At 46.0% G+C, this 21078-nt stretch carries 25 protein-coding genes and 1 pseudogene; 6 read left to right on the top strand and 20 right to left on the bottom strand.

What is annotated here, in order from left to right:
* Positions 1–12 precede the first annotated feature (12 nt).
* A complete protein-coding gene (locus tag KK078_RS21545) occupies positions 13–624 on the top strand; it encodes an ATPase (protein WP_254092391.1) in 612 nt (203 codons plus the stop codon).
* 33 nt (positions 625–657) lie between these two features.
* Here the strand turns inward: KK078_RS21545 and KK078_RS21540 are convergent, their stop codons facing one another.
* The 3 genes from KK078_RS21540 to KK078_RS21530 are packed head-to-tail and all read right to left on the bottom strand — an operon-like array spanning position 658 to position 2129.
* Positions 658–942 carry a hypothetical protein gene (locus KK078_RS21540; RefSeq protein WP_254092390.1) on the bottom strand — a complete coding sequence of 95 codons (285 nt, stop codon included), beginning with the start codon at positions 940–942 and terminating at the stop codon, positions 658–660.
* A gap of 12 nt (positions 943–954) precedes the next feature.
* Entirely contained in the window at positions 955–1362 is a 408-nt protein-coding gene (locus KK078_RS21535; protein WP_254092389.1) for a DUF5675 family protein, read from the bottom strand.
* Between the two features lie 5 nt (positions 1363–1367).
* Positions 1368–2129, bottom strand: a complete 762-nt coding sequence (locus KK078_RS21530) for a hypothetical protein (RefSeq protein ID WP_254092388.1) — start codon at positions 2127–2129, stop codon at positions 1368–1370.
* Between the two features lie 215 nt (positions 2130–2344).
* Between KK078_RS21530 and KK078_RS21525 the strand changes: the two genes are divergently transcribed.
* From KK078_RS21525 to KK078_RS21515, 3 genes are all read left to right on the top strand, one after another.
* A complete protein-coding gene (locus KK078_RS21525; RefSeq protein ID WP_254092387.1) occupies positions 2345–2548 on the top strand; it encodes a hypothetical protein in 204 nt (67 codons plus the stop codon).
* A 248-nt stretch (positions 2549–2796) separates the two neighbouring features.
* The gene (locus KK078_RS21520) at positions 2797–3600 is read left to right on the top strand and encodes a hypothetical protein (protein WP_254092386.1); all 804 of its coding nucleotides are present in this window, start codon (positions 2797–2799) and stop codon (positions 3598–3600) included.
* Positions 3601–3893: 293 nt separating this feature from the next.
* Positions 3894–4241, top strand: a complete 348-nt coding sequence (locus tag KK078_RS21515; protein WP_394370583.1) for a helix-turn-helix transcriptional regulator — start codon at positions 3894–3896, stop codon at positions 4239–4241.
* Positions 4242–4458: 217 nt separating this feature from the next.
* On the opposite strand, the gene KK078_RS21510 is transcribed toward KK078_RS21515, so the two are convergent.
* The 16 genes and pseudogenes from KK078_RS21510 to KK078_RS21440 all read right to left on the bottom strand — a co-directional run bounded on the left by KK078_RS21510 (position 4459) and on the right by KK078_RS21440 (position 19189).
* Positions 4459–4905: a contact-dependent growth inhibition system immunity protein gene (locus KK078_RS21510; protein ID WP_254092384.1), complete on the bottom strand. Its 447-nt coding sequence runs from the start codon at positions 4903–4905 to the stop codon at positions 4459–4461.
* 14 nt (positions 4906–4919) lie between these two features.
* Positions 4920–6401 (bottom strand): hypothetical protein, encoded by a 1482-nt coding sequence (locus KK078_RS21505; RefSeq protein WP_254092383.1) that lies wholly within the window; start codon positions 6399–6401, stop codon positions 4920–4922.
* 1264 nt (positions 6402–7665) lie between these two features.
* Positions 7666–8049, bottom strand: a complete 384-nt coding sequence (locus tag KK078_RS21500; RefSeq protein WP_254092382.1) for a hypothetical protein — start codon at positions 8047–8049, stop codon at positions 7666–7668.
* An 86-nt stretch (positions 8050–8135) separates the two neighbouring features.
* Complete coding sequence (locus tag KK078_RS21495) at positions 8136–8858, bottom strand: DUF4262 domain-containing protein (RefSeq protein ID WP_254092381.1); 723 nt, start codon at positions 8856–8858, stop codon at positions 8136–8138.
* A 43-nt stretch (positions 8859–8901) separates the two neighbouring features.
* Positions 8902–9501, bottom strand: coding sequence for a hypothetical protein (locus KK078_RS21490; protein WP_254092380.1), 600 nt, complete (start codon positions 9499–9501; stop codon positions 8902–8904).
* A gap of 236 nt (positions 9502–9737) precedes the next feature.
* Positions 9738–10202: a hypothetical protein gene (locus tag KK078_RS21485; protein ID WP_254092379.1), complete on the bottom strand. Its 465-nt coding sequence runs from the start codon at positions 10200–10202 to the stop codon at positions 9738–9740.
* 1217 nt (positions 10203–11419) lie between these two features.
* Positions 11420–11866 carry a hypothetical protein gene (locus tag KK078_RS21480; RefSeq protein WP_254092378.1) on the bottom strand — a complete coding sequence of 149 codons (447 nt, stop codon included), beginning with the start codon at positions 11864–11866 and terminating at the stop codon, positions 11420–11422.
* Between the two features lie 309 nt (positions 11867–12175).
* Positions 12176–13462, bottom strand: a complete 1287-nt coding sequence (locus KK078_RS21475; RefSeq protein WP_254092377.1) for an RHS repeat-associated core domain-containing protein — start codon at positions 13460–13462, stop codon at positions 12176–12178.
* Between the two features lie 243 nt (positions 13463–13705).
* A complete protein-coding gene (locus KK078_RS21470; RefSeq protein WP_254092376.1) occupies positions 13706–14095 on the bottom strand; it encodes an energy transducer TonB in 390 nt (129 codons plus the stop codon).
* 93 nt (positions 14096–14188) lie between these two features.
* Entirely contained in the window at positions 14189–14755 is a 567-nt protein-coding gene (locus KK078_RS21465) for a hypothetical protein (protein WP_254092375.1), read from the bottom strand.
* 3 nt (positions 14756–14758) lie between these two features.
* Positions 14759–15388: a type III secretion system effector protein gene (locus tag KK078_RS21460; RefSeq protein WP_254092374.1), complete on the bottom strand. Its 630-nt coding sequence runs from the start codon at positions 15386–15388 to the stop codon at positions 14759–14761.
* A gap of 21 nt (positions 15389–15409) precedes the next feature.
* Positions 15410–15538, bottom strand: a pseudogene (locus KK078_RS30865) (RHS repeat-associated core domain-containing protein); the annotation flags it as partial.
* A complete protein-coding gene (locus KK078_RS21455; protein ID WP_254092373.1) occupies positions 15496–15771 on the bottom strand; it encodes a hypothetical protein in 276 nt (91 codons plus the stop codon). The pseudogene KK078_RS30865 and the gene KK078_RS21455, both read right to left, overlap by 43 nt.
* Before the next feature lie 1271 nt (positions 15772–17042).
* The gene (locus tag KK078_RS21450; protein WP_254092372.1) at positions 17043–17915 is read right to left on the bottom strand and encodes a tyrosine-type recombinase/integrase; all 873 of its coding nucleotides are present in this window, start codon (positions 17913–17915) and stop codon (positions 17043–17045) included.
* Positions 17896–18918, bottom strand: coding sequence for a tyrosine-type recombinase/integrase (locus KK078_RS21445; RefSeq protein WP_254092371.1), 1023 nt, complete (start codon positions 18916–18918; stop codon positions 17896–17898). The genes KK078_RS21450 and KK078_RS21445 overlap by 20 nt, the downstream gene beginning before the upstream one ends.
* A gap of 43 nt (positions 18919–18961) precedes the next feature.
* Complete coding sequence (locus tag KK078_RS21440; protein ID WP_254092370.1) at positions 18962–19189, bottom strand: hypothetical protein; 228 nt, start codon at positions 19187–19189, stop codon at positions 18962–18964.
* A 199-nt stretch (positions 19190–19388) separates the two neighbouring features.
* On the opposite strand from KK078_RS21440, the gene KK078_RS21435 reads away from it, so the two are divergent.
* Positions 19389–19724, top strand: coding sequence for a helix-turn-helix domain-containing protein (locus KK078_RS21435; protein ID WP_254092369.1), 336 nt, complete (start codon positions 19389–19391; stop codon positions 19722–19724).
* Between the two features lie 8 nt (positions 19725–19732).
* The gene (locus tag KK078_RS21430) at positions 19733–20665 is read left to right on the top strand and encodes a hypothetical protein (RefSeq protein WP_254092368.1); all 933 of its coding nucleotides are present in this window, start codon (positions 19733–19735) and stop codon (positions 20663–20665) included.
* Positions 20666–20707: 42 nt separating this feature from the next.
* Here the strand turns inward: KK078_RS21430 and KK078_RS21425 are convergent, their stop codons facing one another.
* Positions 20708–21073 (bottom strand): hypothetical protein, encoded by a 366-nt coding sequence (locus KK078_RS21425; protein WP_254092367.1) that lies wholly within the window; start codon positions 21071–21073, stop codon positions 20708–20710.
* Positions 21074–21078: the final 5 nt, after the last annotated feature.

Genomic DNA, 21078 nt, shown 5'->3' with positions numbered 1-21078 from the left:
AACTTCTCCTACATGAAACCTTTCGATTTTCCCTGGTGCGTGTCGTTCCTGGAGCGGCATGGCAAAAAGACCTTCGGTCCGTCGTTTCAGATCCGGCAGGGTGACCATCCCGTCATCCGGAGGCTGCTGGTATATTTCCTGCAGCTGAAGGGTGAAGCCCTGGAGCTCGGCATCGACCTGACCAAGGGCATCCTGTTATCCGGGCCGGTCGGCTGCGGCAAGACGTCGCTGATGACGCTGATGAGCTATATACCCGGCCCCGGCCGCAATTATATCCTGCGACCCTGCCGTGACGTGAGCTTTGAATTTATACAAGACGGCTATGAGGTGATCGGCCGGTATAGCAAGTTTGCCTACAACGGCGCCCGGCCGAAGATCTATTGCTTCGATGACCTGGGTGCGGAGCGCAACCTGAAGTATTTTGGCAACGACTGCAACGTCATGGGCGAGATCCTGCTGAGCCGGCACGACCTGTACGTCAGCCAGGGCATGATCACACACATCACGACCAACCTGTCGGCCGGCACCTTGCAAACGATGTACGGCGACCGCGTGCGCTCGCGGCTCCGGGAGCAGATGAACCTCCTGGCCTTTGACGAATCGGCAACGGACAAGCGGCAATAAAAAAGGCCGTCCCCGGAGGAACGGCCTTTTGCATTAATCGACGTCGTCGTCGGGATCGTCGTCTTCGGGTGCGTCGGCATCCGGCAGATCGTCGGCCGGGGGTGGGCAGGCCGTGGCGCCGGCTACGGTTATTTGGCTTACAGCGGCCAGCACGCCGCCGGCCACGGTGAGGTAGCCGGCCACGGTCACGACCGCGGCGGGCACGGCGATCGGTCCGGCCACCAGGGCGGCCCCCGCGGCGACCAACGCCAGGCCTATCGTGCGCAGCACGCGGAAGAACTTCGGGGTGGGCGCTGTCGCCCGTTCAAGGATGTTCATGTGTTTGTGGGTTTACGTTTCACGTGTTTTTACAGTAAGGGTCAGCCACACTTCTTCGCTGTGGATCACCGGGAGTACCAGGCTCTTCAGCACCTCGTTCGCCAGCCGTGACTGCCGGCCCCTGCCGGGGCCGGTCAGTTCCAGTACGGGCGCGATGCACCCCTGCAGCTCGCGCGTCGCGTCGTTGGCCGGATGCAGGAGGATGCCGCTGCGGCCCGGCACGTCGGCCACGCACAGGTGAAGCCCGTGCTTGCGCGTATACCGCGACAGGAGCCGGTAGCGCCCCGCGGGGATACACGATACGTTGCGCCTGTTCTGGAGCCAGGGGAGCTCGATCGTATGGCAAACCAGACGGCCTTCATACGTGAGCTCCCCATTGGTTCCGTCAGGGTATAGGGTCCTGATCAGTGCCAGCTCCATCCTGACTACGCTCCGGGTTCGATGGCCACCAGCGACAAGGCGTTATACGCACCGTTGTTGAGCGTATACATCTGGCCGTTGACCAGCTGCGCGAACTCGATGCCGAGCACGACGAACAACGGATCGGTGTTGCCGGGGCTCATCGTCAGCGCCAGGTTGACCGGTGCCGCGGGCAGCGCGCCGAGCACAAGCTCGTCCGTCTCCAGCGCCTGCACGTTGTAGGCGTTTTCGGCAAAGTCCACCTCGGCGGCCGCCGCCACCAGCCGGAAGTGCGTGGCGCCGTCGGGGTACGCGATCATATCCGTCGGCACGAATGCCGGCACGTCGATCGTTACCGTACCGGTGACACGGTCCACGTCCGCGGCATAGGGCGCGAAGAAGGTGTGGGTAAGCTTGCCCTCGTCGTTGAAGTCGAAGCCGCGCAGCAGGTTCAGGTCGCCGTTGGCGACGTTGCGCTGGCCGCGCAGGCTGACCTGGTCCGTCTTGAGCACCGCGTTGAGCAGCGCGCTGAGACGGTTTGCCATGCGGCTGTCGCCGGTGTTGAGCAGCTGCGAGCGGAACGCCGTGCGCAGCAGCTTGCCGTTGCTGCCGGCGCGGCCGAACTCGCTGCCGTTCTCACGCGTGCGGGCAAAAGCCGGATCGGTCTGGATGCGTTTTGCATCGACGCCGCCCTTTTGCCGGGCCAGGTGCCCGTCCTGCGCGGACTTGTAAAACGAGATGCCGCCCATCTGACCTTTGAATTTGATGATGCTGTCTTGTCTTGCCATGTGTAGTATAATTTTTGTTTTGTTGGTCCCTCGTGTCAGGCACAGTCGGGTTAAGCCGTCGTTGCAACAACGGGACGAAAGAGCAAGGAAATTTTCGAGTATAAAAAAGAGCATGGCCGCTTGTGACCGAAATGGCCGCTAATGTCCGGTTATTACCGGTGCTAACGTCGTGTAACAACGATACCTTTGCTATAGATAAATCGTATAGTCAAGCCATGAGCCTGCGTAGAATTATTCTGAGTATAAAAGATATCCAGCGTCTGACAGGCCGGAGTGAGCGCCAGTCCCGGCGGATCCTGGTGGCCGTACGCAAAAAGTTGGGCAAGCAGCCCCGTCAGCCGGTTTCGATCCAGGAATATTGTCGCTACACCGGTTTACACGAAGAGGATGTAGCGCGGTATTTGGGTATATATGAATGACGGATAGGCTCGTATACGGCGGGTTACGCGGGGTGGTGTTGAGGGTGTGAAAAAGTGAGGGTAAGCCGGGGCAAAGCCACGTATATAGCATGGATAAAGCAATGATAAAGCATAGATGAAGCACTGTTAAGGCACTATTGGGGCCGTTGCTTTATCTATGCTTTATCTATGCTTTGCCAGTGGTTGTCCGGTTGGACTACCGCGCTTCATCCGGCTGTCGCAAATGGGAAAACATCTTAACGAACATTATGGCATATCTGAAAGGTATCAAATTTATCGGCGGCCTGGGCGACGTTACAGCTTATACCATGAAAGGCAGCGACAAGATCATTTTGCGCCGGAAGGGCGGCGCTTCGCGGTCACGGATCAAGAACGACGCGAGGTTCGACGTGCTGCGTCGCTATGGGACGGAATTGGGAGGCTGCTCGGTGCTGGGCAAAGCCATTCGTATCATGTTCGGTCCACACCGTGCCCTGGCAGACCAGAATCTATGTCCCGTGCTGAATCAATATCTGTTGCCCGTACAACGTCTGGATACCACCCACGAGCTCGGCCGGCGTTCCATCCGCCTTTCGCAAATGCCCCAGCTGCTCGCGGGCTTTTCGCTGAGCAAGAAGATCTCGCTTTTCGAGTCGACCATCCGAAGCGCGATTACCGCGCGCATCGATCGCGAAGCCCTGTCCGCGCACCTCGATGTTCCGGAGCTGCTCCCCGGGATCAACTTTCATCCGCTCGAGGACCAACCCATGTATAGTGTCACGGCCGTGCTGGGCATCGTGCCGGACGCCGCCTATGATGAGCAGCAGGAAAAGTATGTCGTTTCGCCCTGGTTTGATACGATGTATGCGCCCGTGATGGTTTCCACGGCATGGCTGCCATCGGGCGTGCGGGCCGATGCGACAACGTTGGCGGTCAGCCTGCCCCGGCGACCGTCAGCGGCCGAGTTCAGCCTGATGCTCTCGGTAGGGATCCGGTATGGCATGTTCCTCGGAGACGGCACGGTACAGCAGGCCCGGCGGGTAGGGGCGGCGAAGGTGCTGGCGATGGGGTAAATCAGCGTGCCGAAGGAGGCCCGGTATGTGCGAGGCTGAATTTTTGATGTAAATGTTTGATAAATAGTGCGATAGATTCAAAAAAAGCAGTTTTCCTGAAAATTTTTACTTAAAAAATATTGCAAGGGACTTTATTCAGGCTGATTTTTGTTAATCTATACGTTGACAATGCGCGTTAGGCAGATACATGAGAAGTTTTCTGACAAGGTCTATGCCGTCGTCTACGAGCCAGACGTGATTTGGAACAACGTGAGCCAAATAAGTCTGTAAAAAACGCTGTAAGGCACGTCAGGATGAAGCACAGAATGGAAAACGGCAAACTCAAAAAGATAACCACAACCGATCGGCCATCGGGTTGGATGGACCTCCCGGCATACAAGCAGGAAAATCGGGCCTGGATGAAGCGGTCCGCGGACATATCACTTCGTGTTCTCGACGTGTTGGATGAAAAAAAAATGACGCAAACGGAGCTGGCACAGTTGATGAATGTTTCGCGACAATACGTATCAAGAATACTTCGCGGGTCGGAAAACCTCACGCTCGAAACAATTTCGAAACTTGAAGATGTTCTCGATGTAACGTTGATTAACATTGTTGAAGAAGAACCGACCGCTACTGTAAATGTTGAACAGAAAACGTAGCAGTTATACGATTTTCATTGAAGACAATTGAACTGACGAATTTGCGACATTTCCATATCCTCAGACCGACGGGGAGGATATCCGTTTGGAGAAAATAGGAAGTGTAGTTTATATCATACCGTTTCATAATCCCTGGCAGAATTTTTACGATAGTCTGTCTGGTTTTTCGGATGACTTTATGAATGATAGGAATCAATCATTGCAACAGGAACGCGAATTAGCGTAGGCTCAACAGATTGCTATATGCTTCGATCAGTTCTGCTTTGATCTTCTGATCGATGGGAGCCTCGTGCGTCAGCGTATCTTTATTTCTTTCGAAGATCCGGGTGATATTTTCTTTTAATTCCGGGTTTGCTTTCCAGAATTCCGGGTTGATCGTTAATACGCTTTTTAACAGATCTCCTTCGTAGTAGTCTCCCTCTATAAAGGCGTTGTCATCGAGTAGGTTTATGGCGAAGGGGACCAGAAAAGGCAGACCGATTTGCTGGCCAATTAATATTCTGAAGTCGCCAGCCTCGAAATCGTTGATTCTTTTTCTGCGGAGCTCGTAACACTTCGAGACGAGGCTTGATACCCCCACGGGAGGTTCGCCCCAAAAGTCGCTCTCCAGCTGTTCCAATGTCTGGTGGGGGACGATGGATTTCGCGGTAGGATGGCTTTTCATTCGTACAAAGCTGGTTATTTCTTATCAGCGTCCGTCTGCTTCTCCTTCTTGCTTTTCTTTTTCTGCGGGAACTCAAACCCGAAGCGCACATTCAGCACATCGGCATACGGGCTTTTATGATCGACGTTAAATACCCGCAGCATGATCATTGCCGTACCTTTCACGGACCGGATAAAACGATAGTCTTTCTTCATGCCCACAAACGCGCCCGGCACCCACTCGCGCACACCGGGGTCGGTGGCGGGCGTTTGCAGCTGCGGCGGCACGTAGGTATTCATATACTCGAACTCCGCACGCGGCGAAAATCCTTTGCCTAGCTTAAACTCACCGTACGCGCGCGGCCCATAGATCCGCGGCGCCATCGTCAGGCCGTTGCGGTCGGTATTATAGCTTGCACGGTGGTTCCATCCCGCTCCGCTGGTCAGGCGGCCCGACAACCTGTAGCCTATATAGGGATTGAAGTCCACCAGCACGTCGTCGCCCTTCTTCTGGATCTGCAACGCGATGCCCGGCAGCAGGCGCTCCCGCAGCGGCTTGCCGCGCATTTCGTTCGGCTTGCGCTTCGGTATATCTTTCAGGCTGTTCAGGCTCGCGTATTTGCTTTTCAACTTCGACATCTTTTCCATCGCCTGCTGCAGCACCTGCTCCTTGCCGGCAAAGTGGTTGACGGCCTGCTGCTGCACCTGTTTGATCGCTTGCTGCTTCATCGCGTCGGGGTTCTTCGCCGCATCCAGCATCGGGTTCAATGCCTCGGCTTGTTTGGTCACCTCGCCCAGGCCCGTCGCTTCGGCGGCCTTTCCTTCCAGCGCACCCGGCACCTGCTTGACGTCCTGCAGGTTGCCGCCGGCTATGTTTTTGATGTCCTGCTGATAGCCGCCCAGTTGGCCGGTCACATCTTTCACCTGTCCCAGCTCGCCGGGAAACTCCGGCATGCCGCCGAGCGCGCCGATCTTGCCCACGCGCGAGTCCACGGCGCTGGTCAGGCCGTTCAGACTCCCGAACGGGCTGTCCACCCCCACGGCGTCCAGGTTCAGGTCTTTCACGGGCAGCTGAAAGCCGTCGATCTGGCTCGTCAGGGCCGTTGCCTGCTCCTGGGCCTGTGGCGGCAGCTCCAGGCTGTTGATCCGCCCGGTGGCCTTCGACTTCAGCCCTTCCATTTTCTGGTTCAGCGATTGGATCTCCGACTCCCGCTTTTGGCGGATGCTATCGAGCTTTTGAACATATTCTTCGTGGGGCAACTGCAAGGCCTGCAAGCTGTCCAGGATGTGCTGGGTACCGGCCTGCGCCGAGTCCAGGCCAGCAAATTTGCCCCGGAAAGCATTTTTCAGGCTATCCGACGAGGCATAAAAGTCATGTTGCACAGAATCCAGCCCCGGGTGCAGGGGCTTTCGAGCCAGGCTGTCGAGGGCCTGCTGCGGACGTGTTAACAGGCTATCGGTTTGGCCGTATGAAGCCAATGTACAGAAACTCAGAAGCAGGGAAAATACAACGCGCATGGCGGCGTGAAGGTACGATTTTTCCCTGGCATGTCCGGCTGATTTTTTTAATAGTTGGGCCTGCAAATTTCAGAGTAATGTTACGACGATTTCTCCCCATACGGCGCCACTATAACAACATGTTGCGTCTGGTTTGTATGCAAATAGGTAATCTTTTCTCTCAATACAATTCTCCGTTCACCTCCTTTTTTGCCCATATCGGCCAGAACCCCAAGGGTGAATCCGCAAGGGAAGCGTGCCTGGAATCCTGCCTCAGGAAGCACGTTTCGGGGTCGATGGGCGGAGATTCTTAATAAATTATTATTACCACGGTACGATAGTGCTGTGGCCTGTATATAAAACGAAAATCCCTATAACCGAGATTCCCAAAACGAGAAGCCTGCTTCTTATGGTTGCAGCCGGAAGGGTGAGTGTTAGTAGTGGCGTGGCGATAAATATTAAATAGTAATAGTTAAAATTAACAGCAAAATGTATTCTTAAATCGGCGATCGAAACGTCAAACATGCTTAAAACAACTAAAACTATTACATAGCCTAACAGAAGGAGATTTACGAGAACAAATGATTTTATTGCGTTCATTACTTTTCTTCTAAAGCCCTTTTGTAAGGCGATTAGCTATTACTAATTATGAAAATATTAGACAGATGCCATATATAATCAATCCCAGCGCTGCAAACGTCGTATGTACGATTCCGCCATTTATCGGCCTTTTATTGAATGAATCGTTGTTGAATAGATAAATTAAAATCAATATTCCCAGAGTAGACATCAAAATTCCAATAACTAAAACGATCATCTGTAAACTACTTTTTTTGTTATCGTTAATTAAGATCTTTCACTCAACCTGAGAAATTTTTTGACTTGTTTTTATGGATGCGACCAGATGAATATGTAAATACATTGATATAAACTGATGAAAAAGGCAAAGAATGGAAATATGTAAATTTCAAAAAATCTTCGAATGAATTTGGTGATATTTTTATCCTGTTCAAAGTCGGCTGCCAAAATCTTGTATATAAAATGTCTCATTGCCAGTAGTCCAAACCATGGGAGCGACGCGGCGGATGGAAAAAGATATTTGCCTGGATTTGCAATAACAATGATCGAGATGATCACTATGGTAAACTGAAGAATAGTTGTAAGCGTCTTGCGACTCACAGGGATGTTAATTTCAGGACTCACATTTAAAAAAAAGAGAAGAGCAACGTTTAGCGCGATCAAGCACAGCGCAAGTATTGTGTTTTGTACAAAAAGAATTGAAATTTCAAGTGCGACCTTCAGTATGTTCTCTTCCATTCTTTAATCTCGTATGAGTTATTATTGAATCTTCGGTTGTGAATAAATATAGATCCTTTTTGTAAACCGGGTCGATATCGGAACCATAATCAATTTCTATTTCATAAAACACAGAGCTGCTGTCGATGCCGTCAGGAGCACCCAATAGGGTGATTATGTCCACATATTTTAAGCCAACTAATTTATGATTGGATAAAAGGTCATTGATCATTTGCCCTCTTTCATTAGGTCGAAAATTCGCATCAGTTTTGGCGGTCCATCGTCTTTTATCGAACTTCTTTTCATTACACGCCATCACCATAGTAATGAACACAAGGAAAATTATAAGAGAGTAGATATTTTGTTTCTTCATACTGGGTTGATTAATGCAGTTCCATCACACTCTCGAAAGAATCTCCATGCCTAGATGGACCTCGGGAGTACGAATGCAACAAATCACTACCACTCATTCCATGGGAGCTCACCCTTGTCGCGCCAAAGTCCATCTCCTGTTTGTAAATGAATTACAGCTTGTAGTGATTCATCAATACCTAAAAGTATGGCTAACGGCATTGCACGCATATCGTCTTTTGGAACATTGTCCACTGGCTTTGAGAAAATTTCCCATTCCTCGTGTTCCCATCGTATTATTTGTGTTGCTTTCTCACCGTAAAGGACTTCTACATTTATGATCGCAGTAGATGTCGGCGGAAGCGGGTAGTTCCATTCCTTTATAAGCCATTGCCAGACCGGCTCTGACTCAACGTTGAACGGTTTCGTCATATCCGGAATGTCTAAAGTCAAACGGTCCTGACCCGGTGAGATTTGAAGCACCCGGATATCGTTTTTCTTGTAATAATCAAAAATCCCAAGTGTTATCAATTTGCTCCAGGAATTATCAACCTCAGAAAGAGAAAATGAACCAAGATTATCAACTTGCAAGGTCAAATTCTTCCATTGTGCACCGTTTTTTAATGCTCCGACCATTTCCTTGATGATCCGAATCATGTCGTCTTGGGAATATGCTTCGCCTCCGCAAAACACGAGATCTGCTCCAAAGAGATCTGTGCAACCGATGGTATAGACAAATCTGGGGAGTAATGTCCCTGCAACTGACGTGATGTGGTACCCGTGTATATTAATATTGGATTGAATTTGATGAAGGAGTGTATTCCGGTCCATAGCATGCAATTTACACCTTTCAGACAGATCCTTAACAAGTTGTTTATAGCCAATGTTTAAACCGTTTGTTCGAATAGTCCAATGAATCTCGAAGAATATTCCCCCGTGGCGCAATAATGACCTCTTGAGTATTTTCGAAGGCGGAAATGTAGGACCCAATTACACCTCTTTTCATGTCAACAAAAAAAACCACGTCATCTTTAATACCGGGGGGTGCGAATCCACCGATGAGCCTGAATTGATGAACTTTGTTTGGGGAAGGCGTATCAATTATATTTTCAAGGCGCATGTTCAGTACTTTTTTACGCCCACCAATTTCAATTGGAAGATGATAGATTTTGCCTACATGCTTTGAGAAATAAAAAAATGTTATTGGTTTCCCTTTTGCCGAGTCCAGCTTAATTTTAAATTTAAGGTCTTCAAATACAAGAAAGCCATTCGAAGTAACGGCCCCTTCATCAGTTTGGAATTGCGTTGCTACGGAATAAGTACATGGTTGACCCGAGGGATGTGGGTGTTGGATGTATACGTATGGCTGGTCGCCTGGCGCAAATTGGATTGGCGACAGACAATTGTTGGGTCTGGAGCACGAGAGCATTACACTGGATAACGATAAGAAAAATAATGTTTTTGTAGGGTGCATTGTTTTTATTTGTGTTATCACTATCCCGTAAAGCAAGGTACTCCAAAAAACAGAATAGTTGAGTTCCTAGACAGTGTTCTTAATATTTAGAAAAAAACACCAGTCATCGTCAGATTTTTCCGCTGTATAATTCTCAATATTCCAAACGTACGTGACATTCACAGGCGCGGTGATAATCGTAGTGATCAGGGCGATCTCTTTCAGCAATAAAAACCGGCGAGGCTGGGCTTTCATTATTAATAAATCTTCCCCGTTAAATCAAAAGTTATAGAATACGATTCATGATTAAATACCACCTTTTTTTTTCCCTTTGGGCCACCAGGTTTGCGAGGCGGTGCGTCCCCAAGATATGCAAAATGCACATCTTCACCTGTAATTAGGGGAAGAAGATTATCATCATCTAACCTAATCATCCTATTGGTTTTTTTTATCACAGCTTCGTACAGGAGATTTGGGGGTTCTTGTTTTGCGAAATCATCTATGATAATGAAGAGTAAATAGTTGTCATCAACATTTTTGTCAAGCTGAGCAATAAAACCAATCTTGCCATTTCGATTAGTATATTGATCTATATACTCTTTTGCTTTTAATGTTACCTTTTCTGGCAAGTCGTAAAAAATGTAATCCGTCTGGCCTTTTGCATCCTGATTAAGAGAAAAAAGTGTCAACGTCAAAATCAATATGTTACGTGGATTAATCATGGTCTGTAAGATTTTGCTGTGTGTTGAAATGAACGTTTGTCAAATTCCTATAAGAGTCTATTGAATATGTTGCAGTGGAAGATCGCCTATTTCTCAAAAGTGAGTGGAACTCGTTTCCTTAATTTCAGTAGCTCATTGTCATCCGTTAAGTTTTCCTCTCTACGAAAAGAAAAAAAACAGGCGATCTCAAAGAGTAAAAAGGACTTGAGAATTTCTTTCAATAAAACGCGATCATCTTGGCTTTCGTAAAAATCAAAATTAATAAAAACGACCTGGTTAGGCTATCTGTTATTCTTTTACTTTTTTTATTTTTATTTGATTGGTTGCCAAAATCTCAGTGGACTTTAAACTTCTGTGGAGACTAATTGAATTGCCTCTGTTGTTAGTATGGAAAATGTAATGTCGATCCTCTTGTACTAAAGCTATGAAAATCTAATCTGAATTTGCCGCCACCTGGGCTACTGTCCCAAGCAGGCCTCCTTATAACTCCAACGACTTTCTTTTTCGCCTTTATCAAGGTATTCTTTAATAACCTTATAGGAGACATTTGGAGGAACATCTACAGCAATAAGATTCTTAAGATGACTTCCCTCCCACGAAACATTTTAAATCCTCAAGCACTTTGCCTATCTGAGACACTTTACTTTCATCAAAAATTATCATCTGTATTGTGGAATGATTGGACGCCTCAATTAACTCTTCAAAAAAAGTCATGGCATGCAGGGGCAGGGCGGAAACTTCCATATTACCCGGTGCCGAGCTAGTATTTTTAAATTATCACCCTTCAACGATTTTTATGCTGTTTAGTGTTTTCTCATATGAGAGGCTATCATAGTCTTCGTATCAGCGTTCCAGCTGCTGATGCAACAGGGCCGTCTCCGAATGGAAGCATGTCATCAACATCTAATTGACCTAGCTCATAGCTTCCAACAATTACTTCCGGAGTGCCCTCAACGAGTCCGGCTTTAACTGCACTTCCTTCCAAACTTGTAACTGCAGACATAGAATTATAAAATGCTGTCTGTTGTTCAGTAGGCGTTCCTTCCTGTCCGGTATTGGAAATCTGTCATTTACGAGTTATTTGAAAAGTTTCCCCTGTGTATAGTGGGCCCGCCAATAGTTTCTGTCTTAAAATGTATCAGTTATGATAAACTTGTACGGGGATTCGACAACAGCCCCGAAGCAACTTTGTGTAGATTTGCGGAATATGATTAGTGTTAGTAATCTAGATTTTCTTTCAGTCGATATGCCTTTCCTGCTTCCTTAAGTTCTTCATCAAGGGAATCGTCATAACTAAAGTTATATAATCTCCAATCCTTTGATGGATTATAGAACGTCATAGTGAATCTGAGTGGTTGTCTGTCATATCTTATTAAGAATGTATACAATGAAAGATGTTCGCCAATACTCTTTTTTGTTATCAAATCGTAACCTTCATATTTTCCCAGCAGTTTTAATGTGCTGTTGAGTTTGAATTTTACATTTTCCACTTGGTCTTTCGATTCATTCATCCAATTGTTGGTTGAAAAAATATAATCTATTGCCTCATTGGCTCCTTTTGTTTGGTACAAGACAAAAAAACGATCCACGAATTTTTGAGGTGTATCTTGCGCCTCCGAGTTGAATGACCATAAGATTAGAGAAGTAATGAGTATTTGTTTCATTTGGATTTTGATTGACTGATTAAGAGTAGATTAAAAACAGCGCCAGACTTATGTAGAAAATAGCAACTAGTGCATTAATAATTAATTTTAACCTACGGTCATTTTTTCTCTTAATGATTGGGAACATAATAGATGCTAGAAAAAACAATCTGTATTTTTCGAACAGTTCATCAATCTTTTTGCTCAAATTTCCCGTATTGGTTGATTTAACATATATCAGATTTCTTTTTAGATAAATAAAATGTAATATGAATTTAGTCAAATAGGAAAAGAACACAAAGCTGATAAGTGTCATTGTCATGATTGCTATTATTTTTTTGGAGGTAATTTATTTATAGACACGCGCGTGGCGTCTGAGGCTACATACTTCGGATTCAGGTCGCCTACACCAGTAACTCTTCCTGGAGTAATACTGCCGCTCACACCTCCGCTTATCACAATGCCTAGGCCAGCTTTCGCGGATTGTGACGCACCAAGTGAGGTGCTCGTCATGCGCGTCGTCTGGGGATTAGTCGACTCGGGATTTTTTACATCCGTCTGGCTTGTTCCAGATCCTTCAATGTTAAAAAAATTGAAAGTGGTCTTTTCTGTGGAAGTAACCGTAAAGTTGCCGTTTTCTCCCTCTTTTGAAGTTTCTATCTCCTTACTAACTCCGACAGGGCCGATTCCGAGTTCGGCTCCTTCTTTAACATTGCCATCTCCAGACTTGACTCCTTCACTAGTGCTTGCCGTTACAAGGTCAAAACTTCCAAAATTCACAAAGACTGACATGTTCTCGCCCAGGACCTTAACACTAAATCCGCCTTGTAACCCTATGGATACTGACCCTGATAGTTCGACACTCGCTCCTTGACCAGGCAACGGAGTATTGCGTAGCGGTTGCTCATAGACTCTATCTACCTTCTGCTGTATGTTTTTTTCATTCTTTTGCTTTGTAGGATCAATAACTTCTTCAGGCATCATGCCATCCGGATCGATAAATCTTATCGGATTACCAAACGCATAGCTGTAAACTGAGAATTTCCTCATAGCCTCGGTCGCAGGATCTACTGATAAGAAGCGTCCAATTTTTGAGTCGTACTGTCTGGCTTGATAGTCATGCCAGTCAATATTCATTTCATCCAAAAACTCCTTTCCGTTAAAAAGATACTTTTGGCTAAGACCATTTTCCCGTTGATACGAGTTAAAGGTCAACCCGTACGGGTAATAATCATCGACCTGCACCACCGGTGATTTTGTATGCGTCACAGTAAAATCATCAAAGAACACTTCAACGCGATTGTCATTCTCGTTGCTGAAGTAAATATACACAAATCCTGGCTCCATGATCTTGATATCTCCTTCTGCGAAGCTGAGCTCGTCGAATCCGGAGCCTTCTGGCAGGAGGGCGCCGGTTTCGCGACCGTCGGCTGTCAAACGTTCAAAGCCACCGTCAAGGTAGTTAAAGTCGCGGTCGAAGATCAGGTAGTTGAGGTAGGCTTTGGGACCGGTGCCGGGTTCGTTTTGGTGGTTGAAGAAAGTGGGGAAAGGGAAGGCACTACCGCCCAGGCTGCCGGGGCTGCCTCCGTCGACCAGCGGGCCGCCGTTGTTGCCCATACCGAGGGACAGCAAGAAGTTACGAAGCGCCTGTTCTACCTGGGGTCGTTAGAATCGACATATTTCGCGTATACCTTCGCCGCGATCTTGTCGCCAGGCATGACGCTGAGTGATTTTGCCAGACCGTATACAGCGGCCGGGTCGCTGCCGCCCAGCAAGCGCGTGGAGCGGAACGTTGTGTTGCCCCTGGTTGCAGGTTACGTGATTCAGGGGATGATAATGGTCATCGTTCTGTTTTATGCCTTATTTATCTGCTGATAATTTAAACGGGATTGAAACCATTGCCTGAGAACTGAAGGGCTCTCCATTCCTTTTTGCAGGAATCCAATCTGGCATAGCCTTAACGATTCGTACAGCTTCTTGATCACAGCTTTCGCATAAACTTTTTATGACCTTAATGTCATTGATTTTCCCAAGTGAGTCTACGATAAAAGAGACAAATACGGTGCCCTCAACTGTAAGTTGGCCTTGCCTCCATTGCAGGTTTTTTTTAATAAACTGCTCCAGTTTCACTTTTCCACCGGGAAAGCCAGGTGTGGCTGTATTATTATTGTTATGTTGGCAACTGGCATTAATAACAAGCACCAAAAAAAACAGGGTATTAATTGCCAGTCTTCTTGTGAGTATCATCATAATTTTTTCTGTTTCATAGGTACAAAAAATTAAAGGACGCTCTTTCGAACGTCCTTTCTGATATGAAGGAATTTCTGTTATAAATTTCCACTATCAGCGACTTTGCAATAAGTCAAATATGGAAACAGCATCTTTTATTTGTTTCAAATACTTTCCTTCTAGCGAGCTATAACTTTCAGCAGCCGAATATTTAAAGAAAATGCCATTTTTATTTCTAATTAAGAACAGCAACAAGTTGCTATCTGAAGAATACGGACAGATTTGCATATAACTCCCCGGACTCATCTTGTCACTGTACTTAGCAACTAGCTCGTCAAGATCAATTGAGCTCATTTTTTTAACGCTTCTAGAAGCCTGAACCATCTCCGTCTTAAATAACTCGCCATTGATTACAGTCCATCTTTTCAAATACGAAGGCTCATGTTCTCCGCCTTTCATTTCAATAATCATTGCATCAAAATCCTGATGGGCTTTCAGAAAGTCCGCCAGCTCTGAATTAAATTGTTTGAAACCATTTTCATCAATTTCAAATTCTTGTTGAATAAAATTGCAATTATGTGAGACCGTAGTAATACTACGGCTAGAACCACAAAAACTTAAAATGGCTCCGCACGCAACAAGAACAATCCCCATTCTACTACTTTTCATATCCTTGATCATCTCTTATTCGATTTTTGCATCTATAGTGAAAACCCTTATTTGATGAGTAACGGGATCCACATGCTGTGGTATATTGCTATACTTTTCCCTTAACGGAATACCTACCTCGGACCGGACCTTATTTTCGATTCGACTAGCTCCTACCTCTTCGGTGACTTTAATTTTGTCAAGCTCCAGAAGACTCTTCACAAACGCTTTGGGATCATTCAAATTGTCCTGCATAGTCCGTTCTGCCACAAGCCCCTGATCAAAACGAGTAGCATGTCCCTCTTCATGAGCTATTCCAATAATATTGGTGTCCAAATCCTTGCCTTCAATTGTTGTGCTTTGGGTATTTATATAAATATCTGTTCCGCCTCCGGTTTTTTGGCTGTAACCTTCTTTAGGCGTTACTTTATTGTCAATAATCTTTCCATCGGTGCCTTTTTGATTGACATGGACGGTATGAACATTGTCTGATCTCTTTAAAGCTTTCCAATTATCTCGTGCCGTCTCGGATTTTCGATTTAGCTCTCTTTGGCTTTTCATAAATTCCCTCTTGGCTTCACGATTTTCTTTTTTCGTTTTCGATTCATCATTAGCAAACTCTACCCTCATGCCGTCAGGATCAATAAACCGCAAAGGATTATCCATACAATAGTTATACGGACTCCATCTTCGGTACTTCCCCGCCAATGGATCCACCACTCCCCACCGTCCAATCTCAGGCATATACATTCTGGCTCCGTAGTCAAGCCATCCTAAACTAAATTCAGCTTGTTCTTCTTTCCCATTGAATTTGTAATTCTGAGGCGTGCTATTCTCTCTAGAATACGAGTTAAAGGCGAGACCGAACGGATAATAGTTATCGCATTTTTTCGACCCGGCTTTTCATTTTCCCCAAAGCCATTTTCAAGCGAACCCGATTTTTCACTAGGCCATTCCCCGGTAATCGCAGCAACTTTTTCAAAGAACGTAGCGGCAAGATACGGAGGATTTGCCATAATTAAATCCACCTGTTCCAGCGGTAGGATCAATCATCTTTTATCCAGTCCTTGATTAACCTCAAAATTCGCTTTGGCTTTATTTTGCTGATTACCGCGAGGCTGATTGTAAGGATAAGCCACCAGGGAAGGCTGATTGTGATTGATTGTATTTCGATGCTCATGTTCAACGGATTAAGTCTTAAAATTTGCTTATCCGTTCTCTCAATCGCGGCTGGCCTCTGCAAAAATACGATGGTGTTTTCACACTATTGTAAATTCGGCACTACGTGATATTCGGGAACGGATTCAGCCGTAAAAAACTTCAAATCCGCTCCCCGCTCGAAGGTCTGGGAAGTTTAAAAACTTTCCTAAGACGGGGTTTTTGGAGTTCAGTCTCACTGGATTTACCTGCAGTTAGACTGATATTTTTCGCAGTCTCAATGCCGAGCTCCGAGGCATTTTTGCGGACAAACGTACATCTTGCTGATGCCCCTCTAGCATCGATTTTCGTGGACAAAAATACATCTTGCTAACTGCGATTTCTAGCCCTTTCTATTCAGTGAGATGAGTTAAAAGTCAGTCGTTTTTTTCAAGGGCAAGTGCTTTGGATGTGGGCGGGATTGCGCGGCATTTGGCCTTGAAAAAAATGATGCAAGCCCAACTGCTCTTTATGATCTGGATTCTCATCCGGCATGGCGCGCTAAGCAGCGGTATTTGCACAAGCTTTCGATTCCACGCAGATTAAGGTGATGACAAGGTCAGTATTTCTCCTTCACAAGGTCAGGCAGCACACTATCAAGGTCAGATGAACTGAACTACAACGCTGATCAAGGTGAGTACTACGCGAGCCCGAGCCAGCGTACGGGGGTTGCGGGGGGAGCTGGCGAGGCACAAGGCGAGCACGAACAACAGGCACAGGCCGGCCACCACTTTCCCCCCGCAAAACATTTCCGGCCGGCCTGATGCCGTGCAAGTACAAGTTGTGAAGTGAGCGCAATGACTGAGGCACGAAGGAATGGAACGTCCGAGGTACACAAGGCATGACAATAAGCGGAACGGAAGCGGTTAAAAAAATAATGGAATGCGTGTCGGCAAAAATGGCTGTGAGCCGATGCAAAAGCTCCGCTGATTTATTTCAACTGCTTAGCATTGGCTCTCTGCCATGCGCGTATTTTTTTTAGTGCTGTAGTGAAGCTTTTGGCGTGACCTGTGTTCCGAGGCCTGAACAACTTGTGCGCAGCACTCCGCTTCTACCTTGAAGCCTGAGGCACGAAGGCTAAGCGCGTTAGCATGTGTGTCCAGGGGCGGACTTGTGCGGTGGGCTATCCGAGTGGGTGGAACTTGTTCACTTCTTCAGTCAGTCCCTGCATTTCACTTTGCTGATAAGATTCTGTTGAACTGATGTAACGATGTCCGGCTAAGTATTGTACTTTTCTCAGGTTGTACATTTTCAGCCACTTCACAATAACACTTGCTCTCAACTGTTTTGCATTTACCACTAACTTATTTTTTCTTCTCACCCAGAACATGAGCCGGTGCATGCAGCTGTCGAGACTATCACCGCCTTCGATGCTCACAAAAAGTTTATCTGTCTTCTGGCCAGAGTTCGTCATTATCTCCTTTCGTGTATTGTTGATGTAGTCGTAAAACTCCAAGACCTGATGTGATTCCAGTTGCAAAAGTCTTCTTTCACTTTTCGCGCCTCCGGGGATTTCTATTTTTCCTTCTCTCAGCTTTACGTCCTGCACTTCGAGTTTTATCAGTTCTTCCGTTTTCACGCCTTGATACACCAGCAGACTTAACATGATCTTGTTTCGTTTTCCTTTCAACGTCTCATCCTGATAGCTGTTGTAGATCGCATGCAGCTCATGAGGTTCAAAGATGTGATACAAGGCTTTGCGTTTTACTCCTTGTACTTTGATCCCTGCTACCGGATTGATTTCGATTTTATTTTCCTCGATCAAGTGATCATAGTAGTGTCTGATAACATTCAAGTATAGCTGGACTGTGCGCTGACTCACTTGCTTCTGGCAAGATTTCATGAACGATAAAATATCCCGATAGCTGACTTGCTCAACTTTCATTTGTTCTTTCTCAAGCCATTTCAAAAAGATAACGATCACTCGATCAAAGCTACTGATCGTGCGCGGTGTCAGGCTTCTTCTTTTGATGTATTCAATAAAGCTCGTCTTCATGTAGTTGTGTCTTTTCGTAGCGTGGGATATTTCTAAATGGCTGTGGCTGATCTCCATCCACTCCGGCCAGGTGTGTGTATATCTGTGTTGATTCAAGTGAACCATGACCTAAAAATCGTGCGATGTAATCCAGTTTAATTCCTGCTTGCAGTAAGTGCGTAGCGATGCTGTGGCGTAGCGTATGTAGTCCGATTTCTTTCTCGATCAGGTTTTCATCTTCGCTCTGATGTTGCAGGTATTTCAATCGCAGAAGCAATGTCTGGCCTTGTACCCTGCCGCCTCTCTGGCTAACAAAAAACGATTCTGATTTACTTCCTTGCAGTAGTTCCGGCCGGTGATCATAAACGTAGTCTTGCAGGTATTTCAGTGATGACTTACTGACTGGAACAAAACGTTCCTTATAGTTCTTTCCCTTGCGTACATGTAGCATGGCACGATCAAAATTCACATCACATACATTCACACTTACGCCTTCATTTCTTCTCAGACCACAACCATAAAAGATTGCCAGCATTGCGCGATCTCTTGCCTGAAGTGCTTCCATCTGCGCATCGCTCATGCAGTTGGGATTTCTCGATGGCTTTTTCTGTGTGGCCTTAAAGAGTAGTTGTATTTCTTCTTCTGTCAGTACATCAATAGACTTCGGATCTGCTTCTTCGTTCTTTAAATTCAGTTCAGGGATTTCCAGTCTGCCGACTTGTCTGAGGTAGTCAATAAATTTCCGCAGTGCCTGGATGTGTTTGTTTAGATGGTTGTTGCTAAGTCCACCGGCACGTCTTTGATTCGCACGTTCTTTCAGTTTGTTGTAATACTTCTGGATGTGCTTGTTATTAAGTTCCTTGATATTTGTGATGCCCTGACCTTCGAGGTAGTACAATAGCTCCCGCACTTGCAGCGGCATGTTATACACGCTGATCGCGGCATAGCCCATAATGTCGAGCCATTCTTTAAAGCTCTGCTCCAGGTAACGGAATGATGCGTTACTAAGCTGTAACTGTTTCATAGTCGTAAAATTTGCTCGGTTGATGTTTCCTGTTCGGAGTGAACTACTCCACTAACTTGCTGACCTTCTTTTCCTTCAGTGGTTCATTTTGTTTTTGAACCACTGGTGAACCATTGAACTGCTTGAGGTTGTCTAGGATTTCATCCAAAACGGTTTCAATGCCTTGTTTCAACTTCTCGTATTCTTCATAACTCACGATCTCGTATTCGTAGCCTCTGGCTCTTTTACCGTTGGCTACACGGATGTGATAGTTAGCCGTAAGCTCAAGCATATAACGCTTCTGATTGCTTGCATTGATGCGCAGCGTCTGTCTTGCTTCACGATTGGTAAAGGTTGTTCTGCTCTTCGCTGTAAGCCACTGTTTCAGATTTTCAAAGTAGCTGCGGCAGGCTCCCGTAAGTTTGTTTAGTACTTATTGGTGGCATAAATTTGCCCTATCCTCATTTTTGAGGTATTTAAAGCACTTTTATATGACTTTTGGAGAGCGGATCACCCTAATACGCAAGCAGCTTAAATGGTCACAAGAAGAACTAGCGAAGAAGATCGGCACTTCTGCCCCCATCATCGGCCGCTATGAACGCAATGAGATCAAGCCCTCTATTGAGATCGCTAAAAAGATTGCTGATGAACTCAGCGTAACGGTTGACTACTTACTCGGCGGTTCTGATAAAATGGTGCTGGATAAAAAACTGATGAAGCGTATAGAAGATATCGAGGCGTTGCCGGAAAAGGAGAAGGAAAAGATCTTCGACTACATTGATCTGGTAATTCGTGATGTAAAAATTAAAAAAGCGCATGCCTCGTAAATCCCTCCATGAACGTTTCAAGCAAGACTATATCACCTGCCGCAATCAATGCGCTTAAAGATGCTCTCACGCATATCTATTGGACTAAAGACGATCTAAAAAGATTTGTCTACAACACCATTACCAATAAAGCCATTGTTAATACCATCGACTGGGTCACGCCAAAAAAATACGAGATTGCTTCCAATCTAATTGATAGGATGTGTTCCCGTCAGGACATCTACAGGAATGATCTCTTTGCTCTCTTTGAACAAGCCGTAAACTTCAACGACTTCTCACATCTTAAACGCTGGGATGACCCTGATGTAAAAATTCAACGGGCGAAAGATGCTGTTGAAGCTCTGCGTAAACAAGCGAAGGGATACTTTGAGGTAGTGGAAGAAAAAAAGAAAACGGAAGAGCGTAAAAAAGTAGTTCAGGAAAAAGTTAAAAACACCACGGCTCTTAAAACCAAGCTGGATGAACTGAACCAAAAGTTTATGGACATCGCCATTTCTTCCGATGCACAGAAGCGCGGTTATGGTCTGGAAAAGCTTTTGAACGAACTGTTTACTCTCTTTGATCTCGACCCGAAGGCCTCCTTCAAAATCATCGGTGAGCAGATTGACGGTGCATTCACTTTCAAGGATGATGACTTTCTCCTGGAAGCTCGATGGGTAAAGCAACCCATTAACGCATCCGATCTTTACAGCTTCGCTGGCAAGATCAACGGCAAAAGAAAAAATACGCTCGGGCTGTTCGTATCGATGGATGGCTTTTCAACGGAGTGTTTGCAAACTACTAGCTCCGATCTTCGCTGCCTGATCTTAATGGATGGCATGGACTTGAACGCCATCCTTACTGAACGCATTAGCTTGGATGATCTGCTCTACAGAAAAAGGCGTCATGCTTCCGAGACTGGTAACATCTATCTTAACGTTAATAAAATTCTTGTGTCATAAAAAAACCAGCGCGTGGCTGGGTTTTGGTAGGAGTAAATTTCTTCATTCCTTTTTCCATTCTTTAATTTCGTATGAGCTTATTATTGAATCTCTGGTGGTAAATAAATACAAGTCTTTTCTGTAAATCGGATCGATATCCGAGCCATAATCAATTTCAATTTCATAAGACACTGAACTACTATCGATACCATCAGGAGTACCCAATAAAGCAATAACGTCTGCATATTTCAACCCAACCAACTTGCGACTAGACAATAGATCACTGAGCATTTCCCCTCTTTTATTGGGTGGAAAATTGCTATCAGTTTTAGCAGTCCATCCTGTTTTCTCGAACTTTTTTTCACCACATGAGATCATAATAATGACCACGAAGCAAACCATAAGAGAGCGAATATATCGTGTTTTCATCTCGT

Source organism: Dawidia soli, from assembly GCF_018598185.1.
GTDB classification, from domain to species: domain Bacteria; phylum Bacteroidota; class Bacteroidia; order Cytophagales; family Cyclobacteriaceae; genus Ohtaekwangia; species Ohtaekwangia soli.
The sequence above is the reverse complement of the archived record's forward strand: the minus strand, read 5'-3'. Positions and strand labels throughout refer to the sequence as shown.

What these genes read in the sequence shown, in the direction of transcription:
- KK078_RS21500 (WP_254092382.1), bottom strand. Translation starts at nt 8,049, where the DNA reads ATGAAGAAACAAAATATCTACTCTCTTATAATTTTCCTTGTGTTCATT.
- KK078_RS21460 (WP_254092374.1), bottom strand. Translation starts at nt 15,388, where the DNA reads ATGGATAATCCTTTGCGGTTTATTGATCCTGACGGCATGAGGGTAGAG.
- KK078_RS21510 (WP_254092384.1), bottom strand. Translation starts at nt 4,905, where the DNA reads ATGAAAAGCCATCCTACCGCGAAATCCATCGTCCCCCACCAGACATTG.
- KK078_RS21515 (WP_394370583.1), top strand. Translation starts at nt 3,894, where the DNA reads ATGAAGCACAGAATGGAAAACGGCAAACTCAAAAAGATAACCACAACC.
- KK078_RS21505 (WP_254092383.1), bottom strand. Translation starts at nt 6,401, where the DNA reads ATGCGCGTTGTATTTTCCCTGCTTCTGAGTTTCTGTACATTGGCTTCA.
- KK078_RS21430 (WP_254092368.1), top strand. Translation starts at nt 19,733, where the DNA reads ATGAACGTTTCAAGCAAGACTATATCACCTGCCGCAATCAATGCGCTT.
- KK078_RS21450 (WP_254092372.1), bottom strand. Translation starts at nt 17,915, where the DNA reads ATGAAGACGAGCTTTATTGAATACATCAAAAGAAGAAGCCTGACACCG.
- KK078_RS21535 (WP_254092389.1), bottom strand. Translation starts at nt 1,362, where the DNA reads ATGGAGCTGGCACTGATCAGGACCCTATACCCTGACGGAACCAATGGG.
- KK078_RS21475 (WP_254092377.1), bottom strand. Translation starts at nt 13,462, where the DNA reads ATGGGCAACAACGGCGGCCCGCTGGTCGACGGAGGCAGCCCCGGCAGC.
- KK078_RS21465 (WP_254092375.1), bottom strand. Translation starts at nt 14,755, where the DNA reads ATGATCAAGGATATGAAAAGTAGTAGAATGGGGATTGTTCTTGTTGCG.
- KK078_RS21540 (WP_254092390.1), bottom strand. Translation starts at nt 942, where the DNA reads ATGAACATCCTTGAACGGGCGACAGCGCCCACCCCGAAGTTCTTCCGC.
- KK078_RS21435 (WP_254092369.1), top strand. Translation starts at nt 19,389, where the DNA reads ATGACTTTTGGAGAGCGGATCACCCTAATACGCAAGCAGCTTAAATGG.
- KK078_RS21445 (WP_254092371.1), bottom strand. Translation starts at nt 18,918, where the DNA reads ATGAAACAGTTACAGCTTAGTAACGCATCATTCCGTTACCTGGAGCAG.
- KK078_RS21530 (WP_254092388.1), bottom strand. Translation starts at nt 2,129, where the DNA reads ATGGCAAGACAAGACAGCATCATCAAATTCAAAGGTCAGATGGGCGGC.
- KK078_RS21485 (WP_254092379.1), bottom strand. Translation starts at nt 10,202, where the DNA reads ATGATTAATCCACGTAACATATTGATTTTGACGTTGACACTTTTTTCT.
- KK078_RS21425 (WP_254092367.1), bottom strand. Translation starts at nt 21,073, where the DNA reads ATGAAAACACGATATATTCGCTCTCTTATGGTTTGCTTCGTGGTCATT.
- KK078_RS21545 (WP_254092391.1), top strand. Translation starts at nt 13, where the DNA reads ATGAAACCTTTCGATTTTCCCTGGTGCGTGTCGTTCCTGGAGCGGCAT.
- KK078_RS21525 (WP_254092387.1), top strand. Translation starts at nt 2,345, where the DNA reads ATGAGCCTGCGTAGAATTATTCTGAGTATAAAAGATATCCAGCGTCTG.
- KK078_RS21520 (WP_254092386.1), top strand. Translation starts at nt 2,797, where the DNA reads ATGGCATATCTGAAAGGTATCAAATTTATCGGCGGCCTGGGCGACGTT.
- KK078_RS21495 (WP_254092381.1), bottom strand. Translation starts at nt 8,858, where the DNA reads ATGGACCGGAATACACTCCTTCATCAAATTCAATCCAATATTAATATA.
- KK078_RS21490 (WP_254092380.1), bottom strand. Translation starts at nt 9,501, where the DNA reads ATGCACCCTACAAAAACATTATTTTTCTTATCGTTATCCAGTGTAATG.
- KK078_RS21440 (WP_254092370.1), bottom strand. Translation starts at nt 19,189, where the DNA reads ATGCTTGAGCTTACGGCTAACTATCACATCCGTGTAGCCAACGGTAAA.
- KK078_RS21480 (WP_254092378.1), bottom strand. Translation starts at nt 11,866, where the DNA reads ATGAAACAAATACTCATTACTTCTCTAATCTTATGGTCATTCAACTCG.
- KK078_RS21470 (WP_254092376.1), bottom strand. Translation starts at nt 14,095, where the DNA reads ATGATGATACTCACAAGAAGACTGGCAATTAATACCCTGTTTTTTTTG.